The organism is Segatella hominis (assembly GCF_004535825.1).
Classification (GTDB): domain Bacteria; phylum Bacteroidota; class Bacteroidia; order Bacteroidales; family Bacteroidaceae; genus Prevotella; species Prevotella hominis.
Genome location: NZ_SGVY01000002.1, coordinates 126,377 through 139,947, shown reverse-complemented (window position 1 = coordinate 139,947; position 13,571 = coordinate 126,377). Strand labels below are relative to the sequence as shown.

Sequence of the window (13,571 nt, the reverse complement as noted above, 5' to 3'; positions counted from 1 at the left end):
CATCCCGATAGGGTATAAAGTAAGCTTCAAAAACATAGGCTACTCCCGATAGGGTATAAAATAAGCTTATAAAACATAGGCTACTCCCGATAGGGTATAATGATTCTTATAAAGTGGGTATTTGTTGTGATTTTCGTGATAAATGCTCATTTTTACTTATAATTATCTGTTTTGTTTTATTTTTTTTATTATATTTGCAGTCGAAAACGACTTTGTTGTCGATTTCACACTTTAAAAAGTAAATATGCTACGTTAATCGTATTATATAATAATTGGGTTTTTGAATCCATTTTGGGTTTCTGCATCCATATCGGGACTCTGATACAACTATGGATAGATTTATTAGTCGCAACAATAATATAACTATAAAATACCTAATAAAATGATGAAAAAAAGAATTTTCTCTGCAGTCTTACTTTCTGCTGCAATGTTAGCTCCTGCTGCTTTGCAGGCTTCGGCTATGGCTGCCACGGCTTCTTCAGCCAAGTCTGCTGGTGCATCTACCACGGCTTCTTCAGCTAAGTCTGCGAATGCTTTAGTCAAGGCTTCTTCAGTGAAGTCTAAGGCTTCTGCATCCCAGAAAACCAAGGTTTTGGACAATGGTTATCCCTTTGCTCAGGTACCTTTCACCAGTGTGAAAATCGCTCAGAATACCTTTTGGGGTGCGCGTCTGAAGGCTGCCCGAGAGGTAACTGTGCCGTTGGCTTTCAGCAAGTGCGAGAGCGAGCACCGCTACAAGAATTTCGAGATGGCTGCCTATACCTTGCAGCATCCGGGACATGCCGGTCTCGATACCAAGGAGTGGGACGTGAGCAAGTTTATGGGCTTCTCTTTTGATGATACCGATGTCTATAAGACCATCGAGGGAGCCAGCTATATCCTGCAGACCTATCCCGACAAGAAGATGAAGGCCTATATCGACAGTGTGCTCAATGTGGTGGGCGCTGCGCAGGAGCCTGACGGATATCTCTATACCGCTCGAACCATCAATCCGAAACATCCTCACGGTTGGTCGGGTGCTACCCGCTGGAGCAAGGTGGAAGTGCTGAGCCATGAGCTTTATAATCTCGGTCACATGGTGGATGCAGCCTGCGCCCATTATCAGGCTACGGGCAGCAGAAAATTCCTCGATATAGCCAAGCGATATGCCGACTGTGTGATCAGGGAGGTGGGTCCTCAAGCCGGTCAGCACAGGGTTGTGCCGGGGCATCAGATAGCCGAAATGGCACTTGCCCGCCTCTATACCCTTACGGGCGAAAAGAAGTATCTCGACGAGGCTAAATACTTCCTCGATGCCCGCGGTACTACCTCTATCCACGATGCCTACAGCCAGAGTGACAAGCCTATCCTGAAGCAGAACGAGGCTTGGGGACATGCCGTGCGTGCCGGATATATGTATGCCGGAATCGCTGATGTGGCTGCCCTGACGCGTGATTCGGATTATATCAAGACCATCGACCGCATCTGGAACAATATTGTTTCCAAGAAGTATTATCTCACGGGCGGTGTGGGTGCCCGTCATGCTGGAGAGGCTTTCGGTGCTGACTATGAGTTGCCTAACATGACTGCCTACAACGAGACTTGCGCTGCCATTGCCCAGGTGTATCTCAATGAGCGCATGTTCCTCCTGCATGGCGAGAGCAAGTATATCGACTGTCTGGAGCGCACACTTTATAATGGCGTGATTTCGGGCATGAGCATGGACGGAGGCCGCTTCTTCTATCCAAATCCATTGTCGAGCGATGGCAAATACAAGTTTAATGCCGACGGTACCACCACCCGCCAGCCTTGGTTTGGCTGCGCCTGTTGTCCGAGCAATCTGAGCCGTTTCATCCCTTCATTGCCGGGTTATCTCTATGGCGTGAAGGACAAGGATATCTACGTGAATCTCTTTGCCGGAAATACTTCTACCATCCAGGTGATGGGCAAGGAAGTGGTGCTGGAGGAGACTACTGAGTATCCTTGGAATGGCGATATCAAGATTTTGGTAAAGAAGAGTGGTGTGAAGGGTACCAATCTGCTGGTGCGCATTCCTGGATGGGTTCGCAATCAGGTGGTTCCGAGCGACCTTTATAAGTATAGTGATGCCGAGAAACCTGCTTATAGCGTGAGCGTGAACGGCAAGGCTGTGGAGGCTGATCTGTCTGCCAACAAGGGGTATCTGCCTGTGAAGAATATCAAGAAGGGTGATGTGATCCGCATCCATTTTGATATGCCTGTACGCACGGTTGTGGCTAACGGAAAAGTGGTTGACGACAGAGGTAAGGTGGCAGTAGAGCGTGGTCCATTAGTGTATTGCGCAGAGGCTGTGGATAATGATGGCGCTCCTGTACTTCGCAGCGTTGTAGCCAAGAATCCGGCTTTTTCAGTGATAGATGGTTATAGCATCTCTAATACTGAGTCTCAGGGCGCTCCTGCGTTCTCTGTGAAGGCTATCCAGACCGATGCTCAGGTGCTCGATCATGCTGCTGATGGCATGGTTTCTGTGAAGAATCAGAAACTCACATTGATTCCTTATTATGCTTGGAATCATAGAGGTGCTAATCAGATGAATGTCTGGTTCTATCAGGATTTGCAGGTTTTGGAGAAGTAGGTCTCATCGATTCATTTTTTGTTCATCGGATGACACGGAATTAATTCGGAGGTTTCCGGCTCGCAAGGTAGTGGGGCTGACGGCCATTCCCGAGGGCAGTTATCCAGTGGTCATAACGAAATCGCCCCGCTTCCGTCGCTGGTTTCCGCTGCTGGTAGGCGTGCCGGTTTTCACTGGCATACGCATACATAGCGGCAACATGGCGGCAGATACGCGGGGCTGCATTCTCGTGGGTGAGAACACGATAGTGGGCAGGTTGACCTCCTCTCGTGCCACGCTGACGAAGCTCATCACCTCCATCATGGCGGCGAGCGATCAGGGTGTGGCGGTCTGGATCACCATCGTCTGAATCTTATTGTTTTACTTCACTAAAATCTTCTTGACGGCACCATTGCTCATCTTAATGATGTTGATACCCTTGGTCAGCTGAGCTTTGCGGGTACCGTTGGCGCTATAGATAGAAGTAATTTCTGCATTCTCGAGATTGTCGGAGGTATTGCTGATACCGTTAGTGATGTCCTCAATCGCTTTCTTGGCAGCTGCAATAGTTGTCTTGAGCTTATTGATGTCAGCATTGGAGGTATCGAAAGTACCTTTGGTAGTCTCCTGCAATGCAGTTTTGATAGCGCCCAGAACAGATTCCTGATCGTTCAGCTTCTCGTTCTTGAGCAGGCTTGCAGCCTCAGTGAAGAGAGAAGTATATTCTGTATAGGCATCCTTCTGGTCTGCAGAAATGATATACCAGTCATTGTCAATAGAAGGGTTTGTGCTTGCCACGTATTTCTCACCGCTGACGCTGAAGTAGGCAGTTTGTGAGCCGTTTAATGTGATTTTTTTATATTTTGTGAGTTTATAGCTATTCTTTGTAGAACCTTTTACGATGGTAAAATCTGTTGCTTTTCTGTCGTCAGATACCTCTGCATGCCACTGGTGGACAGGAAATATATAGATATATTCCAAGAACAGGTGATCTTTTGTCTTGTTATCGCAAGTAAAACAACGGGTTTTATCGCCATCAATCGTCCAGACGTCTGCATTCTCGATATTTTTCACGGTAGCAGTCTTACCGGTGATAAAAGTCTTAGTAGCCACGTTGTAGATGTAAGCCTTCTGACCATTACCAACGAGTTTTACAGGTTGGAGCCAAGAGCTTTCAGCAGCAGGAGCGAAAGTTTCATTCTCGTTGCTACCATTTTCATTGCCTTCAACAGTACCATTTTCTGTGTTACCTGAAACATTCTGCGCAAGAGCAGTTGTGCCTACTGCCAGAAGGGCAGCGAGCATCATACCTTTGGCCATATTAGCCAGTGTGTAAATTTTCTTCATTTTTACTTGTTTGATTATTTATTATATTGAATACAATCCTTACCTGAACATAGGATATGATTCTTTCCTGAATATGGGATGCAAATCCCTTGATATGGACTATAAATCTCTGTTTACTAAGAACTTAAAGATCGTGTCATTTACTTACAGTCTGCAAATACGAAAAATACTCCCAGAGTAAATCTCCGGGAGTACTATTCACACAAAAAAACTATCTCACGATAGCGGTATACCGAAAATATCAATATACAAAATGCTTTTTTTTAAAACTTTATGCTTATTAAAGAGAAATATCTTACAAATCCCAGCCCACTGCACTGGCACCAAGTACCGCAGCAGAGCTGCCATCGAGAGTAGAGATCAAGAACTTAGCCTTGCCCCTAAAAATCTTCAATACACTCTTGTCGTAAGATTCCTTGAGAGGCTTCATCAGGAGGTCACCAGCCTTGGTAAGACCACCGAAGAATACGAATGCCTCAGGAGAGCTGAACGCAGCGAAATCAGCGCAAGCCTCACCCAGCATCTTGCCAGTGAAATCATATACTCGCTTAGCCAAAGCATCACCCTTACCAGCAGCTATGCTGACATCATAAGAAGTAATATCTTCTGGCTTCATATCGCGAAGTAAAGATGGCTCATCGCTCTTCTCGAGGAACTCACGGGCTGTGCGAGCCACACCAGTAGCAGAGCAGTAAGCCTCCAAGCATCCCTTACGGCCGCAACCGCAGAGACGACCTTCCTCGCCGCGAACCATGACGACATGGCCCAACTCGCCTGCGAAACCATCGCAGCCATAGACCATCTTGCCATCAATCACAATGCCGGAACCAACCCCCGTACCGAGTGTCACGTCGATGAAATTCTTCATACCACGAGCCACACCGTAGGTCATCTCGCCCAATGCAGCTGCGTTGGCATCATTGGTAAGAGCCACAGGCAGACCACCCAGCGCATCGCTGAAGAGTTTAGCCAAAGGCACTACACCATCGTGAGCCCAAGCCAAGTTAGGAGCGAACTCGATAGTTCCGCTATAGTAATTGCCGTTAGGAGCACCGATACCCATCGCCTTAATCTTATCGATACCACCCACGGTATCGATGATAGGCTGGAGAGCCTCCACGGCAGCCTTTACATAGTCATTAACATCATCATAACCACCTGTCTTGATAGCAGTAGTAGCTTTTATTTCGCCACGAGCATCTACGATGCCGAATACGGAATTGGTACCTCCCAGGTCCAAACCTATAACATATGGCTTAAGTGCATTCTCTGTCATGTTTTTCTATTTATTTAGTTAGAATTATGGTGCAAAGATATAAAAAAGTTTGTAACAAACAAAGTTTTACACGAAAAAATTACAAGATATGGCCTTTTTTTTGTAACTTTGCGCCTTGTTATGAATTTAGTGTTTCCGATTCAGATAAATATACTTGATTTTATATTCAAGGGAATTATCATAGGTGTGATTGCCTCAGCCCCAATGGGACCTGTTGGCATCTTGTGTATCCAGCGCACTTTGAACAAGGGCCGCTGGTTTGGTTTCGTGACGGGTGTCGGTGCCGCTTTCAGCGATATCGTGTATGCACTCTTCACGGGTTTGGGAATGAGTTTCGTGATGGACATTGTCAATAATGCCCAAAACAAGTTCTATCTGCAGATTTTCGGAGGCCTTCTGCTCCTGGTGTTCGGCGTATATTGCTTCAAGAGCAATCCTACGAAGAACATGCATCAGAGCAGCAAGAAGCAGGGCACGCTCTGGCACAATGCCATCACCGCCTTCTTCGTTACGCTCTCCAATCCGCTCATCGTATTCCTCTTCATGGCCACCTTTGCCCAGTTTGCCTTCGTAGTGCCGGATATGCCGCTGGAGATGAGCGTGGGCTATCTGAGCATCATGTTCGGAGCGCTGATGTGGTGGTTCGGTCTCACATGGCTCATCGACAAGATCAGGGGCAAGTTTGATACCAACGGCATCCTTATTATTAATAAGGTAATAGGAAGTATCGTGATTATCTTCTCGCTTATCGCTCTCGTCGGAACCGTGTTTAATCTCTATCATCTCCCGGAATTCTAAGGGAGTATGTATAATTTCTAATTTGGAATATAACATTTCTGATTTGAAATATAGCATTTCTAATTTCTAATTAAAAAAAGATGTTTGTAGCTCAGGAATTAAAGAAGAAAAGTATAGCAGAATACCTCCTGTATATGTGGCAGGTGGAGGATATCATCCGTGCCTGCGGCTGTTCGCTCCCAGTTATCAAGAAGCACTATATCGAAAATTTTGATTTCACTCCGGAACAGAAGGAGGAGGAAATCGACTGGTTTGGCAATCTCATCCGCATGATGAATGAGGAGGGAAAGCGCGAATCGGGACATCTCAATATCAACAAGGTGCTGCTCCAGGACGTGATCGACCTGCACGGCATGCTGCTGCAGAGCACCAAGTTCCCTATCTATAATGGCGAATATTACAAGGTGCTGCCATTCATCGTGGAACTGCGCAACAGGGGCGACAAGGACGTCAACGAGATAGAAACCTGTCTGGATGCCCTCTACGGAGTGATGCTGCTCCGACTGCAGAAGAAGCCGATTACTCCGGAAACAGAGCGTGCCATCAAGGAAATAACTACCTTCGTGGGACTGCTCAGCGACTATTATATCAAGGATCGTACCGAGGGATTGAAATTTGACGATGACGACATGTAGTTATACATTATTATATATACATTTTAAAATCATATAAATCATAGATGAAAGAAATAGAAAGAAGAAGAACGTTTGCCATTATCTCTCACCCGGATGCTGGTAAGACAACATTGACCGAGAAATTCTTGCTTTTCGGTGGACAGATACAGGTGGCTGGTGCCGTAAAGAACAATAAGATACGCAAGTCTGCCACTTCCGACTGGATGGACATCGAGAAGCAGCGTGGTATCTCTGTATCTACTTCTGTGATGGAGTTTGATTATCTCCCAGACGGACAGTCTGGCGAACCATATAAGGTGAACATCCTCGATACTCCGGGTCACCAGGACTTCTGCGAGGATACCTACCGCACACTTACAGCCGTGGATTCTGCCATCATCGTGGTGGATTCTGCCAAGGGTGTGGAGGCGCAGACCCGCAAGCTGATGGAGGTGTGCCGTATGCGCAATACGCCGGTTATCATCTTCATCAACAAGATGGACCGTGAGGGTCGTGATCCGTTCGACGTGCTCGATGAGCTGGAGGAGGAACTCAAGATTTCCGTTCGTCCACTCTCATGGCCTATCGGACAGGGCGCCCGATTCAAGGGTGTGTATAATATCTACGAGCACCAGCTCAACCTCTTTACGCCTAACAAGCAGCGCGTAACCGAAAAGGTGGAGGTGGATGTGCAGTCTGAGGAGCTCGACCAGCGAGTAGGTGAGCGCGAGGCTGCCCAGTTGCGCGAGGAACTGGAACTGGTGGATGGCGTATATCCTGAGTTTGACGTCGAGACCTATCGCTCTGCCGAGGTGGCTCCTGTGTTCTTCGGTTCTGCATTGAACAACTTCGGTGTGCAGGAACTCTTAGACTGTTTCGTTCAGATAGCTCCATCGCCAAGACCTACCAAGGCAGAGGAGCGCATGGTGGAGCCTGAGGAGCCTAAGTTTACGGGTTTCATCTTCAAGATTACTGCCAATATCGACCCTAACCACCGTTCCTGCATCGCATTCTGCAAAATCTGTTCGGGCAAGTTTGTGCGCAATCAGCCTTACTATCACGTGCGCCTCGACAAGACCGTGCGTTTCTCTTCGCCAACCCAGTTTATGGCGCAGCGCAAGAGTACCATCGATGAGGCTTATCCGGGCGATATCGTAGGTTTGCCAGACAATGGTATCTTCAAGATCGGTGATACGCTGACTGAGGGTGAGAAGATTCACTTCCGCGGTTTGCCATCCTTCTCTCCACTGCTCTTCAAGTATATCGAGAATGATGATCCGATGAAGAGCAAGCAGTTCCAGAAGGGATTGGAGCAGCTGATGAACGAGGGTGTGGCACAGTTGTTTGTCAACCAGTTTAATGGTCGCCGCATTGTGGGAACCGTGGGTCAGCTTCAGTTTGAGGTAATCCAGTATCGTCTGGAGAACGAATATAATGCCAAGTGCCGTTGGGAGCCAGTTCACTTGCATAAGGCATGCTGGATAGAGGCCGATGACGAGAAGGAATTGGAGAGCTTCAAGAAGCGCAAGTACCAGTACATGGCGAAGGATATCGAGGGCAGGGATGTGTTCCTGGCCGATTCAGGCTATGTATTGAGCATGGCGCAGCAGGACTTCGAGCATATCAAGTTCCACTTTACTTCGGAATTCTAATAATATAAAAGGATAACTTTTTAAAGAAATAATAAGAGATGATAGATGAAATGGCAGAAAAACCGGGCACAATAGCCAAAATGGTAGCGTGGCAGAAGGAGCATATCTCCGACCGCCAGATGACGCTTATCCTGGCTTTTGTTATCGGTCTGCTTGCCTCCGTTGCCGGATTTTTCCTGCATAGTATCGTGCACGAGATACAGATATTGCTCACTTCGGGTTTTGAGAAAAGCACCTACAATCTGCTTTTCCTCTTGTTTCCTATCGTGGGCATCTATCTTACCTCGCTCTTTATCAAGTATGTGGTGCGAGACAATATCTCTCATGGTATCACGAGAGTGCTCTATGCGATTTCTGCCAAGCAGTCGAAACTGAAGGGACACAACTGCTGGTCGTCGGTAGTAGCTTCTGGTATCACCATTGGATTCGGTGGATCAGTAGGAGCCGAGGCGCCGATTGTGCTCACGGGTTCAGCCATCGGAAGTAATCTGGGACAGATATTCCGCATGGACAAGAAAACGATGATACTGCTCGTAGGATGCGGTGCGAGTGCCGCCATTGCTGGTATCTTCAAAGCCCCAATCGCAGGTCTCGTCTTTACCCTTGAGGTGCTGATGGTAGATCTCTCGATGGCTTCATTGCTGCCTATCCTCATCTCCTGTGTTACGGCTACCTGTTTCAGTTATATCCTGATGGGCGAGAAATCGCTCTTCGATTTCACGCTCACCGACCCATGGGAGCTCGACCGTGTGCCGGCGTGCATCCTGCTGGGCGTATTCTGCGGTTTCGTGAGTCTCTACTTCATGAGAGCCATGTCGGCCTGCGAGGGATTTTTCGCCCAGTTGAAGCAGTATCCGTATGTCAAACTGCTCTTCGGAGGCATTATCCTGAGCAGTCTCATCTTCCTCTTCCCATCGCTCTATGGCGAAGGATATTCGGCAGTCAACATTCTGCTGAAGGGTAGAACAGAGGCCGACTGGGACATGGTGATGAGCAATTCGCTCTTCTATGGTCACAGTCAGTTGCTCGTGCTATATATCGGACTGGTAACCTTCACCAAGGTGTTTGCCACCTCAGCAACCAATGGTTCAGGCGGTTGTGGCGGAACCTTTGCTCCATCGCTTTTCATCGGCGGTTTTGCTGGCTTCTTCTTTGCCCGCATCTGGAACATCTACAAGTTAGGCGTTTATATTCCGGAGCAGAACTTTACGCTGATGGGCATGGCAGGCGTGATGACGGGCGTGATGCATGCACCGCTGACGGGCATCTTCCTGATAGCCGAACTGACAGGTGGTTACCTGCTCTTCATCCCACTGATGATCGTGTGCATCTGCTCGCTGCTTACCATCAGCATCTTCGAGAGCCACAGTATCTATGCGCTCCGACTGGCAAGGGAAGGCAAGTTGCTTACCCACCATATCGACAAGGCAGCCCTCACGCTGATGGGTATGCAGAGCGTGGTGGAGAAGGACTATCATCCGGTAAGTCCCGACCTGCCGATGGGTAAGTTGGTGTCAGAAATCAGTCGCAGCAACAATAATTTCCTTCCGGTAGTCAATCAGGCTGGCGTCTTGCTGGGCATCATCGATATCACCCGCATCCGTCACATCATCTTCCGTTCGGAACTCTACACGCGCTTCAAGGTAAAGCAGCTGATGCTCCAGCCTTCAGCCGTGCTCAGCGATCACGAACCGATGCAGGAAGTGATGAAGAAATTTGACGAAACTGATGCCGCCCAGTTGCCTGTAGTGGATGTGAACGGCGTGCTGAAGGGATATATCAGCCGTACCCGGCTTTATTCGACTTATCGCCAGATTGTGGCGGATATGTCGGCGGAGTAGGTTAAGTGAAGAGTGAAGAGGGAAGAGTGAAGAATTCTACGGCTTTACTGTTTTTAACTTCAAAATATTAGTTTATGGAGAAAAAAGATTTAAGAATCGTATTTATGGGAACCCCGGAGTTTGCGGTGGAATCCCTCAAGAGCCTTGTAGAAGGCGGATATAATGTGGTGGCTGTAGTAACCCAGCCCGACAAACCGGTGGGTCGTCATCAGGACACTCTTCAGCCTTCGCAGGTCAAGCAATATGCCCTCTCAAAGGGCTTGCCAGTATTGCAGCCAGTGAAGATGAAGGATCCGGAATTTGTAGAGCAGTTGCGCAGTTATCAAGCCGACCTGCAGGTGGTGGTAGCTTTCCGAATGCTGCCAGAAGTGGTATGGGATATGCCTCGCTTCGGCACCTTCAATGTGCATGCAGCCCTTCTTCCTCAGTACCGCGGTGCTGCCCCTATCAACTGGGCTGTCATCAATGGTGAGACGGAGACAGGCGTCACCACCTTCTTCCTCGACCACGACATCGATACCGGTCGTATCATCATGCAGAAGCCATTCGCCATCCCCGACGATGCTGATGTAGAGTATGTTTATGACGGACTGATGCACTTAGGCGCTGAGATAGCCGTAGAGACCATCGACCGACTGATAGCATCCGACGGAAATATCGACTCAATGCCGCAGGACGAGATGATCACGACAGACACCGTGCTTCATTCAGCTCCGAAAATCTTCAAGGATACCTGCCGTATCGATTTCAATCAGCCAGCCAAGAAGGTGTATGATTTCATTCGCGGTCTTTCGCCATATCCAGGCGCCTGGACTGAGATTCAGAAGGAAGGCAGTAAGGCGCAGGTGCTGAAAGTATTCAAGACTTCCAAAACAGGAAAGGCAGTTGTTGCTTCTTCAGAGAATGCCGCTTCTTCTGTAGTAGGAACCTTGAGAGTAGAAGGCAAGAGCCTGCAAATAGCCTGTGCAGACGAATGGCTTCAGCTCGACACAATACAGATTAGCGGCAAAAAGAGAATGGAAGCCCGTGATTTCCTCAACGGAATGAGAGATATCGAGCAGTACAGAAGTATTTAATAAGGGAAGTACTTTCACCTTAATATATAATCAAGAATTGTTTTTTGAGGTGCAAAGAATTTCTTGTAAATAGAAAATTGGTTTTTGAGAAACAAAGGACTTCATGAAAATCAAGAATCATTTTGAGAGACAAAGGATGAATCAATTCCTTCATATATAAGGATAAACAATAATAAAGGAGAATAAAAAATGACTCAACAGGAAGATATTAAGAATGCAATAGAATGCATGCGCAAGGGTGGAGTGATTCTCTATCCTACAGATACCGTTTGGGGTATCGGTTGTGACGCTACTAACCCAGAGGCAGTGGCAAAGGTTTACAAAATAAAGCAGCGCGACGACAGTAAGGCGCTTATCTGTCTAGTGGATAGTGCTGACCGTATGGCGCGTTATTTCCGCAATGTGCCTCAGGTGGCTTGGGATTTCATCGATGCAGCCATGCCTGTGAAGCCAACTACCATCATCCTCGATGATGCTACGGGTGTAGCCAACAATCTGGTGGCAGAGGATGGCAGTCTTGCCATGCGAGTAACTTTCGAGTCTTTCAGCAAGGAACTCTGTTATCGCTTCCAGAAGCCTATTGTGAGCACCAGTGCCAATGTGAGTGGTGAGCCTGCAGCGCAGAACTATCGTGATATCGACCCGACATTGCTGGAGCAAGTAGATTATGTTTGCTGGACCCGTCGCCAGGAGCATAAGCCTCACACACCATCCAGCATCGTGAAAATAGCCAAGAATGGAGAGGTGACGATTATCCGATAAAGTTAATCTTCAAAGAAACGAAAAGAGGATGTGTTGTAAACTTATGACACACCCTCTCTTTTCTATTAAATATTTATTTTTTTCGGGAATCCCTTTACTTTCGGTTTCCCTTTTCGTTTTCGTTCTGTAAATCCTGCTTTCCCGAAGAATCCTCATTTTCCAGATATTCTTCTTCCGTTATCTCTTCTTCCCATATATCATCTTCTTCCGTTATCTCTTTTTCCAATATGTCCTCTTCATTCGTCACTTCTTCGTCCAACATTTCCCCTTTATCTTCCTCCTCCTCCTTTTCCTTTTTTCCGAAGTTAGGATCTATTTTGAGGTAGACGGTAACCAGGAAGGTGATTACGCAGCATGCCATCACGACGATGAAGAAATGGCGGTATCCCAAGATGTCTTTCAGATAACCCGAAACCATGCCCGGAAGCATCAGGCCGAGATAGGAAATACCGGTACAGATGGAGTAGTGAGAGGTCTTGAACTTGCCCTGACTGTAGAATAGCATGTAGAGCGTAAGCACCGTGAAGCCTAACCCATAACCGAACTGCTCTACGAACAGGCAGGAGGACACCATCACGATATCAGAATTGAGCGAATAGCTAAGATAGATATAGACGGCATCCGGCAGGGTGATGGCGCAAACCATTGGCCACAGCCACTTCTTCATACCGTCGCGGCTCACTAAGATACCTCCGATGATGCCACCCAGAAGGAGACCGATGAGACCAACCGTACCATTGGCAAGTCCGTATTCCTGCGGTGACATGCCCAGACCACCCTGCGAGTTAGGGCGAAGAATGAAAGTCTTGGTCATTGTATTGAGCAAAGCCTCCGGGAAGCGGTAGAACAGCAGGAAGAGCATCACGATGACCGTCTCTCTCACTCCGAATTTCGTAAAGAAAGTGCGGAACATATTCTTCAGTTCGTGAGTCACTTCGCCCACAGTTCTCTCCGTCTGCACATCCTCTTTCGGCGTAGGCATCAGGCGGCTATGGTAGAGCCACAGACCGATGAAGATGCCAGCTAATCCGTAGAAAATCAGTGCCCACGAGAAGCGTATCTGATTGCGGAACATCACCTGCAGCACACCAGCCAGCATCACTAAGAAACCATTCACAAAGATGATGGCGAGGCGGTAGAAGGTGTTGCGCAGACCCACAAACTTCGTCTGGTTGTGCTCATCCAGCTCTATCATATAGAAGCCGTCGGCAGAGATGTCGTGGGTGGCGCTGCAGAAGGCGATGAGGAAGAAGAAGCACATGGTGGCCTGAAACCAGAAGGCCGTAGGCAGCGAGAACGCAATGCCTGCCAGTGCAGCTCCGATGAGCGCCTGCATCGTAAGTACCCACCAGCGCTTCGTTTTCAGCAGGTCGATGAACGGGCTCCACAAGGGTTTGATTACCCAGGGAAGCGCCAGCCATCCTGTATAGAGACCCACTTCGGCATCCGTGAGTCCCAACTGCATGTACATCACTACAGAGAGAACTGTCACGATCACGTTGGGCAGTCCCTCTGCAAAATATAGGGTAGGGATCCATGCCCATGGATTCCTGCTATTCTTCTTTGTTACCATTTTATCCATTAGATATTACTTATCTTTTGTCCATTAGATATCGTCCTGTTTCTTAGACAT

General features: G+C 47.8%; 11 protein-coding genes. 8 read left to right on the top strand and 3 right to left on the bottom strand.

Features of this window, described 5'->3' with window-relative positions; genetic code table 11:
* Positions 1-382: 382 nt before the first annotated feature.
* Positions 383-2,593, top strand: coding sequence for a glycoside hydrolase family 127 protein (locus EXN75_RS01310; RefSeq protein WP_246031255.1), 2,211 nt, complete (start codon positions 383-385; stop codon positions 2,591-2,593).
* Between the two features lie 70 nt (positions 2,594-2,663).
* Entirely contained in the window at positions 2,664-2,942 is a 279-nt protein-coding gene (locus EXN75_RS17980) for a DUF5675 family protein (protein ID WP_246031254.1), read from the top strand.
* Between the two features lie 11 nt (positions 2,943-2,953).
* Here the strand turns inward: EXN75_RS17980 and EXN75_RS01305 are convergent, their stop codons facing one another.
* Positions 2,954-3,919 (bottom strand): hypothetical protein, encoded by a 966-nt coding sequence (locus EXN75_RS01305; protein WP_134842487.1) that lies wholly within the window; start codon positions 3,917-3,919, stop codon positions 2,954-2,956.
* A gap of 295 nt (positions 3,920-4,214) precedes the next feature.
* Positions 4,215-5,195, bottom strand: a complete 981-nt coding sequence (locus EXN75_RS01300; RefSeq protein ID WP_134842486.1) for an ROK family protein — start codon at positions 5,193-5,195, stop codon at positions 4,215-4,217.
* 120 nt (positions 5,196-5,315) lie between these two features.
* Between EXN75_RS01300 and EXN75_RS01295 the strand changes: the two genes are divergently transcribed.
* The 6 genes from EXN75_RS01295 (at position 5,316) to EXN75_RS01270 (ending at position 11,938) form a co-directional block, all read left to right on the top strand.
* On the top strand, positions 5,316-5,993 hold the full coding sequence (locus EXN75_RS01295) for a LysE family translocator (protein ID WP_134842485.1): 678 nt from the start codon (positions 5,316-5,318) through the stop codon (positions 5,991-5,993).
* Between the two features lie 80 nt (positions 5,994-6,073).
* Positions 6,074-6,628, top strand: a complete 555-nt coding sequence (locus EXN75_RS01290) for a DUF4924 family protein (protein WP_118116231.1) — start codon at positions 6,074-6,076, stop codon at positions 6,626-6,628.
* Between the two features lie 44 nt (positions 6,629-6,672).
* Entirely contained in the window at positions 6,673-8,259 is a 1,587-nt protein-coding gene (locus tag EXN75_RS01285; protein WP_118116229.1) for a peptide chain release factor 3, read from the top strand.
* 38 nt (positions 8,260-8,297) lie between these two features.
* The gene (locus EXN75_RS01280) at positions 8,298-10,100 is read left to right on the top strand and encodes a chloride channel protein (protein ID WP_134842484.1); all 1,803 of its coding nucleotides are present in this window, start codon (positions 8,298-8,300) and stop codon (positions 10,098-10,100) included.
* Positions 10,101-10,174: 74 nt separating this feature from the next.
* On the top strand, positions 10,175-11,176 hold the full coding sequence (gene fmt, locus EXN75_RS01275; protein ID WP_134842483.1) for a methionyl-tRNA formyltransferase: 1,002 nt from the start codon (positions 10,175-10,177) through the stop codon (positions 11,174-11,176).
* 189 nt (positions 11,177-11,365) lie between these two features.
* Entirely contained in the window at positions 11,366-11,938 is a 573-nt protein-coding gene (locus tag EXN75_RS01270; RefSeq protein ID WP_134842482.1) for an L-threonylcarbamoyladenylate synthase, read from the top strand.
* 94 nt (positions 11,939-12,032) lie between these two features.
* Here the strand turns inward: EXN75_RS01270 and EXN75_RS01265 are convergent, their stop codons facing one another.
* Positions 12,033-13,511, bottom strand: a complete 1,479-nt coding sequence (locus EXN75_RS01265; RefSeq protein ID WP_246031258.1) for an MFS transporter — start codon at positions 13,509-13,511, stop codon at positions 12,033-12,035.
* Positions 13,512-13,571: the final 60 nt, after the last annotated feature.

What these genes read in the sequence shown, in the direction of transcription:
- EXN75_RS01310 (WP_246031255.1), top strand. Translation starts at nt 383, where the DNA reads ATGATGAAAAAAAGAATTTTCTCTGCAGTCTTACTTTCTGCTGCAATG.
- EXN75_RS01305 (WP_134842487.1), bottom strand. Translation starts at nt 3,919, where the DNA reads ATGAAGAAAATTTACACACTGGCTAATATGGCCAAAGGTATGATGCTC.
- EXN75_RS01300 (WP_134842486.1), bottom strand. Translation starts at nt 5,195, where the DNA reads ATGACAGAGAATGCACTTAAGCCATATGTTATAGGTTTGGACCTGGGA.
- EXN75_RS01295 (WP_134842485.1), top strand. Translation starts at nt 5,316, where the DNA reads ATGAATTTAGTGTTTCCGATTCAGATAAATATACTTGATTTTATATTC.
- EXN75_RS01290 (WP_118116231.1), top strand. Translation starts at nt 6,074, where the DNA reads ATGTTTGTAGCTCAGGAATTAAAGAAGAAAAGTATAGCAGAATACCTC.
- EXN75_RS01285 (WP_118116229.1), top strand. Translation starts at nt 6,673, where the DNA reads ATGAAAGAAATAGAAAGAAGAAGAACGTTTGCCATTATCTCTCACCCG.
- EXN75_RS01280 (WP_134842484.1), top strand. Translation starts at nt 8,298, where the DNA reads ATGATAGATGAAATGGCAGAAAAACCGGGCACAATAGCCAAAATGGTA.
- fmt (WP_134842483.1), top strand. Translation starts at nt 10,175, where the DNA reads ATGGAGAAAAAAGATTTAAGAATCGTATTTATGGGAACCCCGGAGTTT.
- EXN75_RS01270 (WP_134842482.1), top strand. Translation starts at nt 11,366, where the DNA reads ATGACTCAACAGGAAGATATTAAGAATGCAATAGAATGCATGCGCAAG.
- EXN75_RS01265 (WP_246031258.1), bottom strand. Translation starts at nt 13,511, where the DNA reads ATGGTAACAAAGAAGAATAGCAGGAATCCATGGGCATGGATCCCTACC.